Source organism: Caldicellulosiruptor kronotskyensis 2002 (assembly GCF_000166775.1).
Taxonomy (GTDB): Bacteria; Bacillota; Thermoanaerobacteria; order Caldicellulosiruptorales; family Caldicellulosiruptoraceae; genus Caldicellulosiruptor; species Caldicellulosiruptor kronotskyensis.
In genome coordinates this window covers 2,323,287-2,342,352 of sequence record NC_014720.1, presented here as the reverse complement: position 1 = coordinate 2,342,352, position 19,066 = coordinate 2,323,287, and the positions used below count along the sequence as shown (strand labels likewise).

General features: G+C 36.8%; 21 protein-coding genes. 18 read left to right on the top strand and 3 right to left on the bottom strand.

Going from position 1 to position 19,066, the window contains the following annotated elements; all coding sequences use genetic code 11:
* Nucleotides 1-27 precede the first annotated feature (27 nt).
* The 8 genes from CALKRO_RS10855 (at nt 28) to cimA (ending at nt 8,444) form a co-directional block, all read left to right on the top strand.
* Nucleotides 28-822, top strand: a complete 795-nt coding sequence (locus tag CALKRO_RS10855) for an MBL fold metallo-hydrolase (RefSeq protein WP_013431060.1) — start codon at nt 28-30, stop codon at nt 820-822.
* 23 nt (nt 823-845) lie between these two features.
* Nucleotides 846-1,640 (top strand): SDR family NAD(P)-dependent oxidoreductase, encoded by a 795-nt coding sequence (locus tag CALKRO_RS10850; protein ID WP_013431059.1) that lies wholly within the window; start codon nt 846-848, stop codon nt 1,638-1,640.
* 173 nt (nt 1,641-1,813) lie between these two features.
* Nucleotides 1,814-3,421, top strand: a complete 1,608-nt coding sequence (gene ilvB / locus CALKRO_RS10845) for a biosynthetic-type acetolactate synthase large subunit (protein WP_013431058.1) — start codon at nt 1,814-1,816, stop codon at nt 3,419-3,421.
* 50 nt (nt 3,422-3,471) lie between these two features.
* Entirely contained in the window at nt 3,472-3,984 is a 513-nt protein-coding gene (gene ilvN, locus CALKRO_RS10840) for an acetolactate synthase small subunit (RefSeq protein ID WP_013404018.1), read from the top strand.
* Between the two features lie 2 nt (nt 3,985-3,986).
* Nucleotides 3,987-4,988: a ketol-acid reductoisomerase gene (ilvC, locus tag CALKRO_RS10835; RefSeq protein WP_013431057.1), complete on the top strand. Its 1,002-nt coding sequence runs from the start codon at nt 3,987-3,989 to the stop codon at nt 4,986-4,988.
* 16 nt (nt 4,989-5,004) lie between these two features.
* Entirely contained in the window at nt 5,005-6,528 is a 1,524-nt protein-coding gene (locus CALKRO_RS10830) for a 2-isopropylmalate synthase (protein ID WP_013431056.1), read from the top strand.
* Between the two features lie 78 nt (nt 6,529-6,606).
* On the top strand, nt 6,607-6,771 hold the full coding sequence (locus CALKRO_RS13700; protein ID WP_013431055.1) for a hypothetical protein: 165 nt from the start codon (nt 6,607-6,609) through the stop codon (nt 6,769-6,771).
* A gap of 92 nt (nt 6,772-6,863) precedes the next feature.
* Nucleotides 6,864-8,444 (top strand): citramalate synthase, encoded by a 1,581-nt coding sequence (cimA, locus tag CALKRO_RS10825; RefSeq protein WP_013431054.1) that lies wholly within the window; start codon nt 6,864-6,866, stop codon nt 8,442-8,444.
* A gap of 99 nt (nt 8,445-8,543) precedes the next feature.
* Here the strand turns inward: cimA and safA are convergent, their stop codons facing one another.
* On the bottom strand, nt 8,544-9,155 hold the full coding sequence (safA, locus tag CALKRO_RS10820) for a SafA/ExsA family spore coat assembly protein (RefSeq protein WP_013431053.1): 612 nt from the start codon (nt 9,153-9,155) through the stop codon (nt 8,544-8,546).
* A 156-nt stretch (nt 9,156-9,311) separates the two neighbouring features.
* Between safA and CALKRO_RS10815 the strand changes: the two genes are divergently transcribed.
* The 10 genes from CALKRO_RS10815 to CALKRO_RS10770 all read left to right on the top strand — a co-directional run bounded on the left by CALKRO_RS10815 (nt 9,312) and on the right by CALKRO_RS10770 (nt 17,817).
* The gene (locus CALKRO_RS10815; RefSeq protein WP_013431052.1) at nt 9,312-9,485 is read left to right on the top strand and encodes an indolepyruvate ferredoxin oxidoreductase subunit alpha; all 174 of its coding nucleotides are present in this window, start codon (nt 9,312-9,314) and stop codon (nt 9,483-9,485) included.
* A 121-nt stretch (nt 9,486-9,606) separates the two neighbouring features.
* Nucleotides 9,607-10,164 carry a FumA C-terminus/TtdB family hydratase beta subunit gene (locus CALKRO_RS10810; RefSeq protein WP_013431051.1) on the top strand — a complete coding sequence of 186 codons (558 nt, stop codon included), beginning with the start codon at nt 9,607-9,609 and terminating at the stop codon, nt 10,162-10,164.
* The gene (locus CALKRO_RS10805) at nt 10,124-11,518 is read left to right on the top strand and encodes an aminotransferase class I/II-fold pyridoxal phosphate-dependent enzyme (RefSeq protein WP_237699074.1); all 1,395 of its coding nucleotides are present in this window, start codon (nt 10,124-10,126) and stop codon (nt 11,516-11,518) included. The genes CALKRO_RS10810 and CALKRO_RS10805 overlap by 41 nt, the downstream gene beginning before the upstream one ends.
* Nucleotides 11,505-12,131, top strand: a complete 627-nt coding sequence (gene tmk, locus CALKRO_RS10800; RefSeq protein WP_013431049.1) for a dTMP kinase — start codon at nt 11,505-11,507, stop codon at nt 12,129-12,131. Before CALKRO_RS10805 ends, tmk begins: the two co-directional genes overlap by 14 nt.
* 72 nt (nt 12,132-12,203) lie before the next feature.
* Nucleotides 12,204-12,533 (top strand): cyclic-di-AMP receptor, encoded by a 330-nt coding sequence (locus CALKRO_RS10795; protein ID WP_013431048.1) that lies wholly within the window; start codon nt 12,204-12,206, stop codon nt 12,531-12,533.
* Between the two features lie 26 nt (nt 12,534-12,559).
* The gene (locus CALKRO_RS10790) at nt 12,560-13,006 is read left to right on the top strand and encodes a YaaR family protein (RefSeq protein WP_013431047.1); all 447 of its coding nucleotides are present in this window, start codon (nt 12,560-12,562) and stop codon (nt 13,004-13,006) included.
* Between the two features lie 27 nt (nt 13,007-13,033).
* Complete coding sequence (locus tag CALKRO_RS10785) at nt 13,034-13,996, top strand: DNA polymerase III subunit (RefSeq protein WP_013431046.1); 963 nt, start codon at nt 13,034-13,036, stop codon at nt 13,994-13,996.
* A 6-nt stretch (nt 13,997-14,002) separates the two neighbouring features.
* Nucleotides 14,003-14,890, top strand: a complete 888-nt coding sequence (locus tag CALKRO_RS10780) for a PSP1 domain-containing protein (RefSeq protein WP_013431045.1) — start codon at nt 14,003-14,005, stop codon at nt 14,888-14,890.
* 113 nt (nt 14,891-15,003) lie between these two features.
* Nucleotides 15,004-16,242 (top strand): DNA recombination protein RmuC, encoded by a 1,239-nt coding sequence (locus CALKRO_RS10775; protein ID WP_013431044.1) that lies wholly within the window; start codon nt 15,004-15,006, stop codon nt 16,240-16,242.
* Nucleotides 16,243-16,419: 177 nt separating this feature from the next.
* Nucleotides 16,420-17,817 carry a beta/alpha barrel domain-containing protein gene (locus CALKRO_RS10770; RefSeq protein ID WP_013431043.1) on the top strand — a complete coding sequence of 466 codons (1,398 nt, stop codon included), beginning with the start codon at nt 16,420-16,422 and terminating at the stop codon, nt 17,815-17,817.
* A 51-nt stretch (nt 17,818-17,868) separates the two neighbouring features.
* Here the strand turns inward: CALKRO_RS10770 and CALKRO_RS10765 are convergent, their stop codons facing one another.
* Together CALKRO_RS10765 and CALKRO_RS10760 are read right to left on the bottom strand one after the other, a co-directional pair.
* On the bottom strand, nt 17,869-18,198 hold the full coding sequence (locus tag CALKRO_RS10765) for a DUF6922 domain-containing protein (protein ID WP_013431042.1): 330 nt from the start codon (nt 18,196-18,198) through the stop codon (nt 17,869-17,871).
* On the bottom strand, nt 18,195-18,905 hold the full coding sequence (locus CALKRO_RS10760) for a nucleotidyl transferase AbiEii/AbiGii toxin family protein (protein ID WP_013431041.1): 711 nt from the start codon (nt 18,903-18,905) through the stop codon (nt 18,195-18,197). Before CALKRO_RS10760 ends, CALKRO_RS10765 begins: the two co-directional genes overlap by 4 nt.
* Nucleotides 18,906-19,066: the final 161 nt, after the last annotated feature.

Genomic DNA, 19,066 nt, shown 5'->3' with positions numbered 1-19,066 from the left:
CAAATTAGAAAGAGAGGCTTTTTTAGAATGAAAGCCAAAATACTTGTCAACAACTGGACGTTCAAAGGCGGGTATTTAGCTGAACATGGTCTTTCGATTTTGATTGAAAAAGATGACAAAAAGATTTTGTTTGACTGTGGGCAAACAAATGCCATTGTGAAAAACATTGAGAAGATGGGTGTGGGCTTTGATTTTGATGCTGTGGTCCTTAGCCATGCCCATTATGACCACACTGGTGGACTTAAATTTCTTATTGAAAGAACAGATTGTAATATTTGGGTGCACAATGGATTTTTTGAGAAAAAGTTTGCCAATAGAGAAGGGGAGTACAAATTTATAGGTGAAAATTTTGAAAGGTTTGACATGGCAAGGTTTAAGGTTGTTAATGAAGATGTCTATGAGATATTTGATGGTATTTTTGTGGTGAATGTTACCTCAGGTAAGGAATCTAATGAGTTTTATATTCTCAAAGATGGTCGGTTTCAAAGCGATTTGTTTTTAGAAGAACAATCTCTTGTAGTTAAGGAAGATGACAAACTTATACTTATTGTCGGCTGCAGTCACAACGGAATTGAGAATATTATAGAAAAAGTGGAAAAATGTTTTTCTCAGAGCATCTTCGCAGTAATCGGCGGATTTCATTCAAAGAATTTTCAAAAAGATGATTTTAAAAGGCTTTGTCAGTTTTTCAAGGAAAAGAGAATCTATAAGCTTGTACCTCTTCACTGCTCTGGGACAGAAGCATTAATTTATTTTGGTAACGAATTGGCAAATAAGCTAAAAGTTTGTGGTGTGGGAGATGTGATTGAAATATCATCATAATTCTTAAAAGGTGGTAGTGCCGCATGAGAAAAGATTTCTGGAGGGATAAGACCATCATTATTACAGGGGCAACATCTGGTCTTGGGAAGGAAATGACAAAGATTTTACTTGAAAAAGGTGCAAAGGTTGTTGCCATTTCAAGGTCAGAAGAGTCTTTAAAAGGGCTTCAAAATGAGCTTACGATGTTTTCAAAAAATCTATTTTTAATAAAGGCAGATATAAGCTTTAAAAAAGATTGTGAAGATGCATTTAAAATCATAAAAGATGAGCTAAAAACGGCAGATGTCTTAATTAACAACGCAGGAGTTGGCTTGAGATGTGAAGTGGAAGAAATCGATGTTCTTGATCTTAAAAAGGTATTTGATACTAACTTTTTTGGTGCTTTTTATATTATGAAGTATGGAATAGCCTTTTTCAAAGAGCAGGGAAGAGGTACAATTGTGAATATTTGTTCGCTTGGTGTAAAAAGACCTGTGCCATTTACAGGTGGATATACAGCATCAAAGGCTGCACTATCAAGCTTGGCAGATGTTGCAAGAATGGAGCTTAAAAAATATAACATAAATATTTTAAATGCATATCCAGGTTCTATTTCAACAAGTTTTAGAAAAAAAGCTTTAGGAAAGCCGTATCCAGAAGATGAAGTTCGGCTTTCAAGGCTTTCGCCAGATGTTGCTGCAAGAAGAATTATCAGAGGGATAGAGATGAACAGAAAAGAGATCTACACATCAAAAAAAGACTATATATTTGTGCTTTTTACCCGCCTTTTTCCACACCTTTCAGATTTTATAGTTGAAAAAGCATTTAAAAAAAGTTAAAAAGATTGTAATAGTCTTTGCACCTAAATTCCTTGACACGAATAAAAATACGTGCTAAAATATTTCAAAATTTAATTTGAAAATAACAAAAAGCTATTAGCAAAAAAGCAATTGTCCGACAAATTAAAGTAGCATGGTCGGACTTTTCATATATAAAGGGTGGGATTGTATTTATGGCAAAGATGACGGTAGCACGGGCAATGGTAGAGGTTTTAAAAAGCGAAGGTGTAGAGATTATCTTTGGCATTCCAGGTGCGGCAATATATCCGTTTTATGATGCTCTTTATGATTCTAACATAAAGCATGTCCTTGTGAGAACAGAACAGGCAGCAGTTCATGAGGCAAGTGGATATGCGCGCACAACTGGCAAGGTAGGTGTGTGCGTTGCAACCTCTGGGCCTGGTGCTACAAATCTTATAACTGGCATTGCAACTGCATATATGGATTCAGTTCCTATTGTGGCTATCACAGGTCAGGTAAATTCAAGTTTAATTGGAAAAGATGTGTTTCAAGAAGTGGATATAACAGGGGCAACAGCTCCGTTTACCAAGCATAACTATCTTGTAAAAGACCCTAAAAAAATTGTAAGGATTTTAAAAGAAGCATTCTATATAGCCTCAACAGGAAGACGTGGGCCTGTTTTGATAGATGTTCCTATAGATGTTCAGATGCAGGAGATTGAATTTGAAATCCCAAAAGAAATTGATATTCCTGGCTACAAGCCAAAAGAAAAAGGGCATCCTCTGCAGATAAAAAGGGCAGTAGAAGCGATAGAAAGCTCAAAAAGACCTGTTGTATGCAGCGGTGGTGGAGTTATTGCATCAGGCGCATCACAAGAGCTGCAAATTTTGATAGAAAAACAAAAAATCCCTGTGATTTCAACCCTAATGGGAATTGGTTCTATTCCAACAGACCATCCTTACTATCTTGGCATGATAGGTTCACATGGTCAGAAAGAGGCAAATTTAGCGCTCAGACAGGCAGATCTTTTAATTGTGATAGGTGCGCGGCTTGCAGACAGAGCCTTGGGTGATACAAAGATCACTGAGGATATGAAGATTATTCATATAGATATTGATCCTGCTGAGATAGGCAAAAATGTTGATACAAACATTCCAATTGTTGGCGATGCAAAACAGGTGCTTTCAGAGGTTAATAAAAGAATTTCAGAAAGAAAAGATTTTTGGGCTTATGAGATTAAAGCGCAAAAGAAAGTTCTTCCAGATGATGACAAGCTTCATCCTTATGATGTGCTAAGAGAAATTTCAAGGGCGTACAATGGAGATTATATAATCACAACAGATGTTGGGCAGCATCAGATTTGGGCAGCTCATAATCTGTATATAAAAGAACCAGGGACATTTATAACTTCGGGTGGACTTGGTACAATGGGATATGGTGTCCCTGCTGCAATTGGCGCGAAGTTTGGTAGACCCGAGAAGGAGGTAATTAGCATCACTGGTGATGGAAGTTTTCAGATGCTTTTGCAGGAGCTTGCTACCATTAAAAGAGAACAGGTGCCGATTAAAATTGTTCTTTTCAACAACACAAGGCTTGGAATGGTATATGAGCTTCAAAAGAAAAGATGCACAGGCAGATTTATTGCAACATGTTTGGATGGTAACCCTGACTTTATGATATTATCAAAAGCATATGGCATTGAGAGTATGAGGCTTGAGAGCAAAGAAAAGTTAAAAGAGGCTATTGAGATTATGAAAAGCCACAAGGGTCCGTTTTTACTTGAAGTTGTAACAAGCCCTGATGAGCCAACTATACCTTAAGGGTTTAATTAAGCTTGCTAAAATTTTTGGTGATAGGGGGATGTAAAAAGGTGAAGTACACACTTTCTGTTCTGGTTGAAAACCACCCGGGTGTGCTGTCAAGAGTTGCAGGACTTTTTTCAAGAAGAGGTTTTAACATAGACAGCCTTGCTGTTGGCGTTACAGAAGACCCAACAATATCCCGCATGACAATTGTTGTAAATGGAGATGACTACATTGTCGAGCAGGTGACAAAACAGCTAAATAAACTTATTGATGTTATAAAAATCAAAAAACTTAATCCTAAAGAAGCTGTTGAAAGAGAGCTTGCGCTTATTAAAGTTAATGCTAATTCTCAGACTCGTTCAGATATTATTCAAATAACAGAGATTTTCAGAGCAAATATTGTTGATGTGTCAAAAGAAACGCTTACAATTGAGATTTCAGGCGATGAAGACAAGATTGAAGCGCTGATAGAACTTTTAAAACAATATGGTATTCGCGAGGTAGTCCGTACAGGACTTATTGCGATAGAGCGTGGAAATAAAGTCATATCAAAATCTAAGTCTGAGGAGGATGAGTAAAGATGGCAAAGATATTCTATGATAGTGATTGCAATTTAGATTTGCTTAAAGACAAAACGGTTGCAGTAATTGGTTTTGGTAGCCAAGGTCATGCACATGCACTGAACTTGAGAGATTCTGGTATAAATGTTGTTGTTGGACTTTATCATGGAAGCAAGTCTTGGGCAAAAGCAGAAAGTCATGGTCTTAAAGTTATGACAGCTGATGAGGCAACAAAAGTTGCAGATGTTATTATGATTCTTGTAAATGATGAAAAACAGCCAAAGCTATTTAAAGAGAGTATAGAACCTAACTTAAAAGAAGGAAAGGCTATAGCATTTGCGCACGGGTTTAACATTCACTTTGGTCAGATAGTTCCACCACCATACGTTGATGTTATAATGATAGCTCCAAAAGGACCAGGGCACACAGTCAGAAGCCAGTATGAGGAAGGGAAAGGTGTACCAGCTTTAGTCGCTGTACATCAGGACTATACAGGAAAAGCCTTAGATGTTGCCTTAGCTTATGCAAAAGGTATTGGTGCATCAAGGGCAGGGATAATTCTTACAACATTTAAAGAGGAGACAGAGACAGACCTTTTTGGTGAACAGGCAGTTTTATGTGGTGGTCTTACAGAGCTTATCAAAGCCGGGTTTGATACACTGGTTGAAGCAGGATACCAGCCAGAGATTGCGTATTTTGAATGCCTGCATGAGATGAAGCTGATAGTTGATTTGATTTGGCAGGGTGGACTTTCACTTATGCGCTATTCAATTTCAGACACAGCTGAGTATGGCGACTACATGACAGGTAAGAGAATTATAACAGAAGAGACAAGAAAAGAGATGAAAAAAGTATTAGAGGAGATTCAAAACGGTACATTTGCTAAGAAGTGGATTTTGGAGAACATGGCAGGAAGACCTGAGTTCAATAGCATAAGAAAAAGAGAACAAAATCTTTTGATTGAACAGGTTGGTAAAGAGCTCAGAAAGATGATGCCGTGGATAAAGCCAATAAAAGAATAAGGGTGAGGGGTTTTTAATGGGAAAAAGAGTGATAAAAATATTTGATACCACGCTCAGAGATGGTGAGCAAACACCAGGTGTGTCGCTCAACGTTAATGAAAAGCTTGAGATTGCAAAACAGCTTGAAAAACTCAAAGTTGATGTAATAGAAGCAGGATTTGCAATAGCCTCTCCTGGCGATTTTGAGGCAATAAAAGTAATATCTGAGAATATAAAGGATGCAGTAATAGTCTCTTTGGCAAGAGCGATTGAAAAAGACATAGACAGAGCATATGAAGCACTCAAAAAGGCTTCATCCCCAAGAATTCATACATTCATTGCAACAAGTGATATTCATATGAAATACAAGCTCAAGATGACAGAAGATGAGGTACTCGAGCGAGCAATTGCTATGGTAAAATATGCAAAAAGATATGTGTCTGATGTAGAGTTTTCATGTGAGGATGCAACACGTTCAAGGATTGAGTTTTTGATAAAGGTATTTGACGCTGTTATAAAGGCTGGTGCAACAGTTATAAACATACCAGACACGGTAGGCTACACAACACCTGAAGAGATGAAAAGGATTATTCGAGCAATAAAAGAAAACATTCCTGACATTGACAAGGTTCAAATTTCAGTTCACTGCCACAACGACTTAGGTCTTGCTGTTGCAAACTCACTTGCAGCGGTAGAAGAAGGGGTTCATCAGGTTGAATGTACAATAAACGGTCTTGGTGAGAGGGCTGGGAATGCTGCCTTAGAGGAAATTGTTATGGCTCTTAAGACAAGAAAAGACTTTTATGATGTTGATGTTTTGATAGATACAACCCAGATTTATCGAACAAGCAAGCTTGTGTCTTCTCTTACAGGTGTATTTGTTCAGCCAAACAAAGCAATAGTTGGTGCAAATGCTTTTGCGCACGAGTCTGGGATTCATCAGCATGGTGTACTTTCGGAAAGAACTACTTATGAGATTATTGACCCTGTATCAATTGGTCTCCCTAAGAACAGGATGGTTTTGGGTAAGCATTCTGGCCGCCATGCGTTTGAAGAAAGGCTCAAAGAGCTTGGATATACAGACCTCACAAGAGAAGAAATTGACGCTGCGTTTGAAAAGTTTAAAGTTTTGGCAGATAAAAAGAAGGTTGTGCTTGACAAAGACATTGAGGCACTTTTAGAACAAAAGTCGCTCAATATTCCAGAGACATATGAGCTTGTGAGGTTCCAGATAATAAGCGGAAACGGTCTTATATCAACTGCATCTGTAAGGATAAAATCGGGTGAGGAGGAGTTTGAAGAGGCGGCGACAGGTGATGGTCCTGTTGATGCAATCTTCAAGGCAATTGACAGAATTACAGGTCTTCAGGTTGAACTTGATGATTATAGCATAAAGGCTGTCACCCAGGGCAAGGATGCTCTTGGCGAGGTAACAGTCAGAATTAAGAAGGATGGCAAAGCGTTTTTGGGAAGAGGCTTATCTACAGATATTTTAGAAGCAAGCGCAAAGGCGTATGTAAATGCTATAAATAAGATGCTGTATAAAATTTCAGAGGAGTAAAATTGACTCTTTACAATTTTTTAAATTGGGTTTAAAATAATTAGCAAATAAAACTTGAGGGTCAAAGGGGTGCAAAAAATGATAATACGAATATGCGGCGCAATCACAATTATTAGCGTTATTTCAATAATTAAAAAGAGAATAATTAAGTGGATTTATAAAATTTCATATGCCGCATTGCACCCATTTTGGCCTGTGTATGAGCAAAGAGGGTTTTTGAAAAGACCCTTAGGGCATCTTTAGAATTTGCAATCAAATTTGAGATTGAATTTTAAAAGCCCAGCCTAAAAATCACAGGCTGGGCTTTTTTGATATCAAAAAGGAGGGAAAATGAAGTGGAAGATAATAAGACCATCATCATTTATGACTCAACCTTAAGAGACGGTGCTCAGGCTGGTGGAATTTCATACACTTTGGAAGATAAGCTCAAGATTGTAGAGAGACTTGACAAATTTGGTGTAAAATTCATCGAAGCAGGCAATCCCGGCTCTAACATCAAAGACCAGGAGTTTTTCGCAAGAGTTAAAAAGATGAAACTGAAAAATGCAACGCTTATTGCCTTTGGTTCGACAAGACGAGTGGGAATTGACGTGAAAGATGACCCTAACATCCAGTCATTAATTGCAGCTGACACCGAAGCTGTTGCAATCTTTGGCAAGTCATGGGATTTTCATGTTAAAGAGGTTTTAAAAACAACAGAGGATGAAAATCTTCAGATGATTTATGATACAATAAAATATTTAAAGTCCTTAGGCAAGTATGTTGTATTTGACGCAGAGCACTTTTTTGATGGGTACAAGAATAACAGAAAATACGCTTTGGAGACTTTAAAGGTTGCAAAGGAAGCAGGAGCAGATTCTTTGGACCTGTGCGATACAAACGGTGGCACCTTCCCAATGGATATTTACAACATCACAAAAGAAGTTGTTGAGATGTTTCCTGGGACATTGATTGGAATTCACTGTCACAACGACACAGGTATGGCTGTTGCAAACTCAATCATGGCTGTTTTGGCAGGAGCTCGTCAGGTACAGGGAACTATAAACGGATATGGTGAGAGGTGTGGGAACGCAGACCTTATCACGCTCATTCCAAATCTTCAGCTAAAGCTTGGTTTTAAATGTGTACCAGATGAGAACATAAAACACCTGACATCTCTTTCAAGGTATGTTGCAGAGATAGCAAACATGATTCCAAACGAGCGCGCACCATATGTTGGAGCTTATGCATTTACTCACAAGGCAGGAATGCACATTGATGCTGTCAAGAAAAATCCAGCTTCGTTTGAGCATATTAACCCTGAGATTGTTGGAAACACAAGAAGAATAGTACTGTCTGAGGTTGCCGGAAGGGCTACAATTCTTGACAAGATTCGCGAAATTGACCCGACAGTTACAAAAGACTCACCTGTCACAAAAGAGATTATTGATGAGCTAAAGCGCCTTGAGAATGAAGGGTATCAGTTTGAGTCTGCAGAGGCTTCATTTGAGATGTTAATTAGGAAAAAGCTGGGACTTTACCAGCCGTTCTTTACTCTCAAAGAATTTAAAGTTCTCATTAATGAACCGGCAGTAGAGTACAGCTCATCTGCAATTGTAAAGATTGCAGTAGATGGGGTTACAGCAATCACTGCTGCAGAAGGTGATGGTCCTGTTCATGCTTTAGATAGTGCTTTGAGAAAGGCTTTGGAAAAGTTTTATCCCGAGCTCAAAGAGGTTCATCTTGTTGACTACAAAGTAAGAGTGCTCAACGCCGAGACAGCAACTGCTGCAAAGGTAAGAGTTCTGATTGAGTCAACAGACGGAAAAGACACCTGGACAACTGTAGGTGTTTCAACAGACATTGTCAATGCAAGCTGGATTGCACTTGTTGACTCACTGGAGTATAAGCTTTGCAAAGAAAAAGTGGGGAAATAAATATAAAGCAGGGACTGTCCATCTCAAAATAATTTTTGACAGCCCCTGCTTTTAATTTTGCAGAATCCATAAATATATTACTTTTTTATTATTTTCAATTTAGTATGGTCTTATGAACATCTGGGTCCAATACAAAACTCCCTTGCTATTTTTTGCAACCCCAACACCAATTTCAGTAAAAGAGGGGCTAAGAATATTTGCTCTGTGCCCTGGGGAGTTCATCCATGAACGAACAACCTCTTGAGGTGATTTTTGCCCGTACGCAATATTTTCCCCTGCTGCAGAAAATTTGAGCCCAAAACTTTCCATCATCTTAAATGGCGAGCCATAAGTTGGGGAATAGTGTGAAAAATAGTTTTTGCTTGCCATATCCAGAGATTTGTATTTGGCAACGCGTGAAAGCTGCCAATTTGACTTAAGTATCGCAAGCCCTGCTTTTGCGCGCTCTTGGTTTGTAAGTCTTATTACTTCATCCTCAAAAGATTTAAAATCGGATTGATTGGGGATATTTATCTTTTGTCCGGGAAATATTAAGCTTGGATTTTTGATCTGAGGGTTTGCTGCTAAAAGTTCGCTTATACTAACTTGATTTTTAACAGCTATACTCCACAGAGTGTCTCCGCTTTGGATGGTATAAATCTTTGTTTGTGCAAAGGCACTTGAAAAATTCAGAAAAAATAGGATGCTCAAAAATGCAAATATTTTTTTCATCTTTACGCTTTCACCTCCTCATATCTTATTTTTCTTAAAAATCTTTTGCTTAATTCTTTCCTTTTAAAAACCTAATTAAAAATCTATTTTAAAAACCACAAAATCGTGGTATTATTATAGAAGTAAATCTAATTTCAAAAAGGAGGCAAAGATAAAATGGCATATTACATCACAGATGATTGTATTTCATGCGGCGCATGCGAGAGCGAATGCCCTGTTTCGTGCATATCCCCTGGCGATGGAAAGTATGTAATTAACGAAGAAGAATGCATCTCATGCGGTGCATGCGCAAATGTATGTCCAGTTGATGCTCCAAAGCCAAGAGAGTAGTTCTTGAAAGTTGCAAAATTAGCTTAGGACCGGGTAGAAAATCAAGTGCCCGGTCTTTAAATTATAAATTGAAACAAAATTAGAAAAATCTGTATAGTTGAAAGGAAGGGCGAAAAAGAAATTGAACAGGATTTATGTTCCAGTTCAAAATCCTGAGGAGATACAGAAGCTAAAATGTGGTCAAGAAGTTTTAGTGTATGGCAAACTTTTTGTTGCAAGGGATGCTGCTCACAAAAGGCTTTTTGAAATGATTCAAAAAGGAAGAAAAATCCCAATAGATTTTAAAAACGGTGCGATATATTATATGGGTCCCTGTCCTGAAAAGCCAGGTGAAGTAATAGGACCATGTGGCCCAACAACAGCAGGCAGGATGGATGTATTTACTCCCATGATGCTTGAGCTTGGAATAAAGGTTTTAATTGGAAAGGGTAAAAGAAGTGACGCTGTAAAAGAGGCAATTAAAAAACATGGCAGCGTTTATCTTGCTACATTTGGTGGTGCTGCAATGTTGATTCAAAGCTGTGTAAAATCTCAAAGGATTGTTATGTTTGATGACCTTGGTGCAGAGGCAATTCGTGAAATTGAGGTCGAAAGCTTGCCATGCATTGTTGCAATAGATTCTCAAGGGGAAGATATATATGAAATTGGACCAAGAAAGTATGCAAAGGATTTTAGATAATCTTAAAATTTTCAATGCTCTTAAAAGTTACAATTTTTTGCGTCTTCACATGCCAGGTCACAAAGGTAAAGAAGAGATTTTTCCAGATGCAATTAAAAATATATTTCCCAGCTTTGATGTCACAGAAACCTTCTATACAGACAACTTATTGGACCCAAAAGGTTATATAAAGGAATTTTTAGATGGAATAAATGAGTTTTTTGGTTCAAATTATAGTTTTTTGTCTCTTCAGGGTTCAACACACCTTCTGCAATCCTCAATTGCTGCATTTTCAAATCCGTACGACAGTATACTTATAAACAGAGATGCTCACAAAAGCATATATAATATTGCAAAGATTTTAAAGCTTGATATTGAATATATATATCCACAGTACGATGATTCATTAGGAATATTTACACATATCGACAAAAAGCACTTTGAAAGTGTTCTTCAAACTTCAAAAGCTCAGATTGTTGTAATAACTTCACCATCATATTATGGCATTGAGCAGAATGTAGAAGTGCTCTCAAAGATTGCAAAGAAATATCAAAAAAAGCTCATAGTTGACCAAGCTCACGGTGGTTATTATAAATTTGTAGGGGAAAAAACAGCCTTGGATAGCGGAGCTGATATATGCATTTTAAGTCTTCACAAAACATTGCCATGTCCAAACCAGTCTGCAGTGCTTTTGTCAAACTTAGCAGATAATGGCAATAAGAAACTTTCTGCAACATTGGGTTATTTTCACACAACAAGCCCATCGTATGTGCTGCTTGCTTGGAGTGAGTATGGGATAGAGTTTTCAAAAATGTTTGGCAGACAGTTTTTTGAAGAGCTTAAAAGAAAACTTGATAAGCTATGCAAGCCGGTCTTAGAATATACAAACTATGTCTACAAAGATGTAGATATTTTAAAACTTCTTTTAAACTTTAGCAAAGTAGGGAAAAATCAAAGTTTTATAAAAAGTCTTTTGGAGAGGTATTCTATTGTTCCAGAGCTTTTTGACCAAAATAGGATTCTGTTTTATTTTTCTCTGGTGGATGCTCTTTCTAATTTTGAAATCTTGGAAAGCTTTTTTTATGATATAATAAAAGAAAAAGGAAAAGAAATGCTGAAAAAAAAGTTTTTATCGCCGCCAAGACCAAAAAAGGTTTTAAAAGTGTATGAAGTTGACAGCATGAAAAAAAGAAGGGTAAAGATTTGTGAGGCAGAAGGCTTTGTATGTGCGCAGGCAATCATTCCTTATCCCCCGGGATTTCCGGTTGTTGTTGAGGGTGAGGTTATAGAAAAGGATACTATAGAATATTTACAAGAGCTTTTGGGTATTGAATTTATTAAAAAAAATGAGGTTGATGTGGTTGAGGATGGGTAAACTCATAGTATTTGAAGGAAACGATGGTTCAGGTAAAACTACCCAGCTTGTAAAAGTTGAAAAATATCTTAAAGAAAAGGGATACAAAGTTCTCACAACAAGAGAGCCAGGTGGGACAGAAGTAGGATACAGAATCAGAAAGCTTCTTTTAGACCCTCAATATAAGATGGATGGGCTGACTGAAGCTCTGCTTTTAGCTGCAGACAGGAACGAACATGTTAAAAATGTACTCATTCCTGCACTGGATGAAGGGTACATTGTGCTTTGCGACAGATACATCCTAAGTAGTGTAGTTTACCAGGGCATTGTAAGAGGGGTTGGTGTTGAAAATATTCTGAGATTAAATTCAATCTTTGAAGATAGAATAAAACCCGATCTTTACATTGTTCTTACCTTAGAGCCTGAAATAGCTCTGCAGAGAATTAAAATGGCTGGAAAAAACGACAAGCTTGACTTAGAAGATTTGGAGTTTCACAGGCTTGTGTACAGCGGCTTTAAAGAGGTATCAAAATGGTTTGAAAGATGTGTGAACATTGAGGCGCAAGGTTCAGAAAAAGAGGTTTTTGAAAAGGTGTTATTGGAGATAGAGAAGCTATTGGTAAATGGGAAGTAGAGAAGTAGAAAAGGAAGAAGAGTTTTTAAATAAGAACCTTTTTACTGCAATAGAGAGGAGAGAGGAGAGAAGATGAAGCTTATTGTAGCAGTTGTGCAAAATGAAGACATTGGCAGGCTTTTGGACGCTCTTCAAAAAGAAGGTATAATGGCAACAAAGCTTTCAACCTCAGGTGGATTTTTGCGTTCTGGCAACACCACTTTGCTCATAGGCATTGATGATGACAGGGTTTCTGAGGTGATTGACATTATATCTCAAAAGTGTAAGACACGTAAACAAATTGTTTCATCACCTGTTACAAACAATCCGTCAACAGGTGTATACATGCCATATCCTATTGAAATAACAATTGGTGGTGCAACAATATTTGTCCTCAATGTTGAAAGATTTGAGAAGGTTTAAAAAAATTTAAGAAGTGGGAAAGTAAGATGAGAGTAGAAGATGTTAAAAGAAACAATATAAATAATGTAGCGTTTTTTCAAGACCAGCGAAGAGTTGAAAGGGCAAAAGACTCTTTTTCAAACTATGTAAAGCAGCTTGAGAAAGATGAAATTATCAATAGAATAAAAGAGCTTATTAACAAAATAGACTCTCTTGGCAAGAGCCTTGCAGAAAGATTGGACCTTTCGACGCTAAAAGAGTATAAAAAGGCGATAAGAGAACTTTTGGGATATACAGTATTCTCTTCTCACGAATATTTTAGTGAAAGTCTTTTTGGCAGAAAAGGCAGACACAAGGTGTTTGGTATTGTTAAAAAAATTGATGAAAAAATGGATATGTTAACTCAGGAGATTTTGAAAAAAGAAGCGGACAATCTCAAAGTTTTGTCATATGTAGGGGAAATAAAAGGGCTACTTGTTGACCTATTTATCTAAGAAAATCTATACAGGGTGAGAAAAAGTATGAATTTAGATACTTTTATAGGGCAAAGAGAGATTATTAATACACTCAAAAAGGCACTCAATAAACCTTTTCACGCATACATTTTTGAAGGTGAAAAAGGACTTGGCAAAAAGCTTTTGGCAATGACCTTTTCAAAGCAAGTTTTGTGTGAAGAAAAGCTTGCGTGTGGGGTTTGTAAAAGTTGCAGGCTCTTTGACGCATTCACACACCCGGATTTTAAATTAATAAAGAGAGATGAAGACAGAAAAGAGATATCTGTTGATGCTATTAGAGAGATTATAAAAGACATTTCACGAGGACCTATTTTTGCAACAAAAAAGATATATGTAATACAAGAAGCTGAGGAGATGTCAACAAGTGCTCAAAATGCACTTTTAAAGACCTTAGAAGAGCCTCCAGAGTATGCCCTTTTTATTCTCACATGCAACAATTTAGAAAGACTTTTGCCGACAGTTATTTCAAGGTCATTAGTGCTTTCATTCAAAAGGTACAGCTCAAGCGAAATCTCTGAGATTTTAAAAAAACATGAGCTTGAACCCAAAGACTATGTTTTAAAACTTTGCAGAGGGAATCCTAAAATTGCTCTTGATTTTTATGATAAAGAGGTTCAAAATAAAAGAGACTATATTTTTGATAAACTTCTTTCATACGATGGGGCAAGTTTTAGTTTGATAAAAGAATTTGAAAGTGATTTTGAAAAGTTTAAAGACGACTTTGCATTTTTATTTGAAACAGTTATATACTTTTTACGAGATGCGCTTATGTTCAAAAAGACAAACCTTGTTGAGCTTATTATAAACACAGACAAGTTAGAAAAGATAGTTGAGTTTGCAAACAAGCATACAATCTCTCATATATACAGGCTATTGCAGGATTTTATAATGTTAGAAAAGTATCCTGATGCAAATGTAATCTCAGACAATGTGCTTGACATGATTTTTTTAAAACTATCAGGGGGCTAAAAAAAGATGGCAGAAGTTGTTGGAGTTAGATTCAAAAAAGCAGGGAAGATATACTGGTTTGACCCGAATAACATAGATTTAAAAGCCGGAGATGACGTCATTGTTGAGACGGTCCGTGGAATTGAAATGGGAAAAGTTATGATAGAAAAAAGAGAGGTGCCTGACGAAGAGATAGTCCAACCTCTCAAAAAGGTAGTAAGAAAGGCAACAGAAGAGGATTACAAAAAGGCTCAAGAGAACATGGAAAAGGCTGCAAGAGCACTTGAGATTTGCAAGGAAAAAGTACAAAAGCATGGTCTTCCTATGAAGCTTTTGCATGCCGAGTACACATTTGACAACAACAAGCTTCTTTTCTATTTCACAGCAGAAGGAAGGGTTGATTTCAGAGAACTTGTAAAAGACCTTGCAGCAGTTTTCAGAACAAGGATTGAGCTGAGACAAATAGGTGTCAGAGACGACACAAAGTTCCGTGGTGGTTTGGGACCATGTGGTCGTGAGGTTTGCTGTGCAGTGCATCTTTGTGAGTTTGTACCAATTTCAATAAAGATGGCAAAGCAGCAGGGGCTTGTTTTAAACCCTGCAAAGATATCCGGCCTTTGCGGCAGGCTCATGTGCTGCTTGACATACGAGCAAAAATTCTATGAAGAGGCAATGTTAAAGCTTCCCGGGATAGGTGCGATTGTAAAAACAGCCGATGGTATAGGTGAAGTAGTTGAGGTAAGCGTCTTAAAAGAAAAGATAAAGGTCAGATTTGAAGATGAAATGCAAAATGTAGAGGTAAAAGAATACTCTGTTGGTGAGTTTGAGATTCTAAAAGACACCAAAAAGATTCAACAGCCGGTTATTACACTTGATGACGACGAGCTAAAAGAGCTTTTGGATTTGGAAGAATAAAAATGAATTTGAACTTGAAAAAGGCAAAAAGGGCTGCTAAAAAAGTTAATGTGAAAGCAGCCCGTTTTTTAAATTTTAAGATTATTCTTCTTTAAAAACAGAGGTGATAAAGATTGGAAGCAGTTTTGCTGATTGTTGCTATTGTTCTTGGCATATCAAACTTGTTCCTGCTCATAAGATTTAAAAATAATATGAATTCTTCTTTGGAGACACAAAATAAACTGTTAGAGATTGAAAAAGAACTTGAACAAATTCAAAATTCTATCTCGCAGCAATTTTCTCAGAATAAAAATGAAATGCAAAACATGATAAGCTCATTTGGCAGCATTCTGATGACAAGATTTTCAGACCTATCCAATCAGATAATAAATTTTACATCATCAAATCAGGAGAGACTTGACAGTATCCGAAAAGAGATAGATAGCAAGCTTGAGAAAATACGAGAGACTGTTGACAGCCAGCTACAAAGCACATTAGAAACAAAACTTTCACAGTCTTTCAAGCTTGTATCAGAGCGGCTTGAGCTTGTCCACAGAGGCCTTGGTGAGATGCAGGTTTTAGCAGGAAGTGTTGGTGATCTTAAAAAAATTTTGAGCAATGTAAAGGTAAGAGGTACACTTGGTGAGATTCAGCTTGGCAATATCATAGACCAGATTTTGGATCAATCACAGTACGAAAGAAATGTCAGGATAAAACCACACACTCAAGAACAAGTTGAGTTTGCTATAAAGATTCCTTCTAAAAATTCAAAGGATAATGAATTTATATACCTTCCAATAGACTCTAAATTCCCCATAGAAAGTTATCAGCGACTTATTGAGGCACAGGAAAAAGCAGATGTAGAAGAAGTTGCAAGATTTTCGAAGGAGCTTGAAAATAGTATAAGACAGAATGCAAAGACTATAAAGGAAAAGTACATTGACCCGCCTAAAACAACAGATTTTGCTATCATGTTTTTGCCTTCTGAGGGGCTTTATGCAGAGGTGCTGAAGATACCTGGACTATTTGAGTCTGTGCAAAGGGAATACAAGGTAATTATTGCAGGACCTACAACAGTTGTTGCAATGCTCAACACCATTTCGCTTGGATTTAAAACTTTTGCTATTGAAAAGAGAACAAATGAGGTCTGGGAGCTTTTGTCTGCCGTCAAGACTGAGTTTTCAAGGTTTGCTGAGATTCTTGAAAAGGTTAAAAAGAAGCTTTCTGAAGCGCAGGATACAATTGACACTGCAACAAGAAAGACAAGAACTATAGAAAGAAAGCTTAAAAGTGTTGAGACTCTCTCTTCAGAAAAAGATATAGATATGATTCTTTATGAAGAGGAAGCTACTGAAGAAAGTTCAGGAAAATAGTCTCATTTATGAAGATTTCAAATTTCCATCTTGCAAAATTTCGTTCAGTATCTTAAAATATACTCTTGTGCAAAAGAACAATTTGCAATGTCCTATTGTCAAAAATGCAAAAGTAGAATATAATATATCTCATAACACTTGATTGTATACATATATACAATGTGGAGGGAAGTTTAAGTGGCAAGAGTAGAATTTAATCCCAAGACAAACCTGATTGAGCAGGCAGCGTATAAATATACACTCCAGGATGTTCCAGAGCCGAACCTCTATAGAGAGATTTTCCCGTACACAGAGATACCCAAGATAGCCTTCAACCACAGGCATGTTCCTATGTTTGTGCCTGATGAGATATGGATAACAGATACAACATTCAGAGATGGTCAGCAAGCAAGGTCTCCTTATACAGTTGAACAAATTGTAAGGCTTTTTGATTATCTTCATGAACTTGACAATGACTCTGGCGTGATCCGTCAGACAGAGTTTTTCCTATATTCAAAAAAAGATAGAGAAGCTGTTATAAAATGTATGGAAAGAGGCTACAGGTATCCAGAGGTTACCTCATGGATAAGAGCAAGAAAAGAGGATTTTCAAATTGTGAAAGAGATGGGCATCAAAGAGACAGGAATTTTGGTATCCTGCTCTGACTATCATATATTCAAAAAGCTCAACATGACAAGAAAACAGGCAATGGAGATGTATCTTTCTATTGTTGAAGCAGCGCTTGAACATGGAATTATTCCGCGCTGCCATTTTGAGGACATAACAAGAGCAGACTTTTACGGCTTTGTTGTTCCGTTTGCAAATGAGCTTATGAAACTTGCGCGCCAAGCAAATATGCCGGTCAAGATAAGAGCATGCGATACCCTCGGGCTTGGTGTGTCTTACCCGGGAGTTGCTCTGCCAAGAAGTGTTCAGGGAATAATTTACGGGCTAAGGCATTACGCAGAGGTGCCATCTGAGTGGCTTGAGTGGCATGGTCACAACGATTTTTACAAAGCTGTTGTTAACTCTGGTACTGCATGGCTTTACGGTGCATCTGCAGTTAATTGTTCGCTCTTGGGTATAGGTGAGAGAACTGGTAATACTCCTTTGGAGGCTATGGTAATTGAATATGCCCAGCTTAGAGGCACAACAAAGAATATGAGACTTGAGGTAATCACTGAGATTGCAGATTACTTTGAAAAAGAGCTTGACTACGAGATTCCACCAAGAACGCCGTTTGTTGGCAGAGCATTTAATGCAACAAGAGCAGGAATTCATGCTGATGGTATTTTGAAGGATGAGGAAATCTACAACATATTTGATACAAAAAAGATTTTAAACCGTCCAATTGTCATTGCAGTTGATGCACACTCTGGGCTTGCAGGTATCGCTGCATGGATTAACACATATTTCAGACTTGAAGGTGACAAAAAGATTGACAAGCGCGACCCGAGAGTTGCTAAAATCAAAGAGTGGGTTGACAGGGAGTACGAAAATGGAAGAACAACTGTTATTGGCGACGATGAGCTTGAAATGGTTGTTCGAGAAGTCATGCCAGAACTTTTCAAGATGCATGAAAGTAGGGTAAAATAGTTTTTCTCAAGCATTTGAAAAGAGCCAGTCCTAAAAAGTTGGGCTGGCTCTTTATTTTTGTATCTTTCTTGTCTGTTTCCATTTTTCTACCAAATTCATCTTACTTCTTATATTTCTGTATTCCCAATACTCTTTTTCATCAAGAAATATACTTCCCCAAAGATAAATTGTAGGTATAGGAAGTTCTGTAACTCCATAAAAGTCTTTTAAGAATACATCTTTTATTTCGTTGAAGCTATAAAAAGTAAAAAGTTTTTCAATGTGTTCCCAATTGCCGTATGCTAATACTGTCTTTATTATTAATTCTTTGTGTTTTTCTGTATCTAACATTTCAAAGTTATAATTTTTGAATAAGATTTTAAAATCCTCTGGAAGTTTCATGGTAGCATACCTCTTTTCTTTATATACTTTTCAATTGATATTTTAGCTTGCTGAGTTAAAAACCTTTCTATTTCACCTACTTTTGGTGCTTCACCTATTACAGAGATTAATGCTGTTTCTTTATCAATTATATCTTCTGTATACATAAGTTGTTCTAAGAACAATTTCTTTGAAAAAACTGATTCACCTTCTATTACAAATTTCTGAGGTGCTTTTTCTAAGATATATTCTAAAGTTACAATACCTTTTTTAAGTAGAAAATACAAATCAATATAATCTCTGAATGTTGGTCTTCTACCGATGGTATACGCTTTCATCAAAGCTATTTCCTTAGGAGATGCTAAATTGATTCCTTTTAAACGAATGTCTATTTTATCACCTTGGACTAATGGCTCAATCAAAGGGAAAGGATATGCAATGAAACTTACCTTTACTCCACATATAGTAGAAGTCATTTGGTCAACTTGCTTTACAACGATATTTACATCTCTTTTAGAGAAAAACTGAGTTAAGACATTGTAAATATATTCAAATTCTATTTTTTCGCTAACTTCTTTTTGAAAAAAATCTAAATCATATGACTTTCTATGGCGAAGTTGCAATGCCAATGCAGTACCTCCTGCAAGATAGAATTTTTTTGACAAATTGCTTTTAGCGATATTTCTACATATTTCATATCCTACTGAGTCTAATACTTCCATATCCATCATAGCTGACTCCTTTTTTATTTTCCTCTTTATTTACCATTATAACATATAACCATAAAAAATAATTTAATTAGCTCAAATTTAACTTTGATTTAATTTGAATCTAAAAAGTTTATGTGAGATTATATCTTGCAAATTTATTATCAGGCAATAATTAACAA

Coding starts and splice junctions, on each gene's coding strand:
- CALKRO_RS10765 (WP_013431042.1), bottom strand. CDS start 18,198: ATGAAACTTCCAGAGGATTTTAAAATCTTATTCAAAAATTATAACTTT.
- safA (WP_013431053.1), bottom strand. CDS start 9,155: ATGAAAAAAATATTTGCATTTTTGAGCATCCTATTTTTTCTGAATTTT.
- CALKRO_RS10780 (WP_013431045.1), top strand. CDS start 14,003: ATGGCAGAAGTTGTTGGAGTTAGATTCAAAAAAGCAGGGAAGATATAC.
- ilvC (WP_013431057.1), top strand. CDS start 3,987: ATGGCAAAGATATTCTATGATAGTGATTGCAATTTAGATTTGCTTAAA.
- CALKRO_RS10795 (WP_013431048.1), top strand. CDS start 12,204: ATGAAGCTTATTGTAGCAGTTGTGCAAAATGAAGACATTGGCAGGCTT.
- CALKRO_RS10805 (WP_237699074.1), top strand. CDS start 10,124: ATGAAATTGGACCAAGAAAGTATGCAAAGGATTTTAGATAATCTTAAA.
- CALKRO_RS10785 (WP_013431046.1), top strand. CDS start 13,034: ATGAATTTAGATACTTTTATAGGGCAAAGAGAGATTATTAATACACTC.
- CALKRO_RS10855 (WP_013431060.1), top strand. CDS start 28: ATGAAAGCCAAAATACTTGTCAACAACTGGACGTTCAAAGGCGGGTAT.
- CALKRO_RS10790 (WP_013431047.1), top strand. CDS start 12,560: ATGAGAGTAGAAGATGTTAAAAGAAACAATATAAATAATGTAGCGTTT.
- CALKRO_RS10830 (WP_013431056.1), top strand. CDS start 5,005: ATGGGAAAAAGAGTGATAAAAATATTTGATACCACGCTCAGAGATGGT.
- CALKRO_RS10815 (WP_013431052.1), top strand. CDS start 9,312: ATGGCATATTACATCACAGATGATTGTATTTCATGCGGCGCATGCGAG.
- ilvB (WP_013431058.1), top strand. CDS start 1,814: ATGGCAAAGATGACGGTAGCACGGGCAATGGTAGAGGTTTTAAAAAGC.
- CALKRO_RS10850 (WP_013431059.1), top strand. CDS start 846: ATGAGAAAAGATTTCTGGAGGGATAAGACCATCATTATTACAGGGGCA.
- CALKRO_RS10760 (WP_013431041.1), bottom strand. CDS start 18,905: ATGGATATGGAAGTATTAGACTCAGTAGGATATGAAATATGTAGAAAT.
- CALKRO_RS13700 (WP_013431055.1), top strand. CDS start 6,607: ATGATAATACGAATATGCGGCGCAATCACAATTATTAGCGTTATTTCA.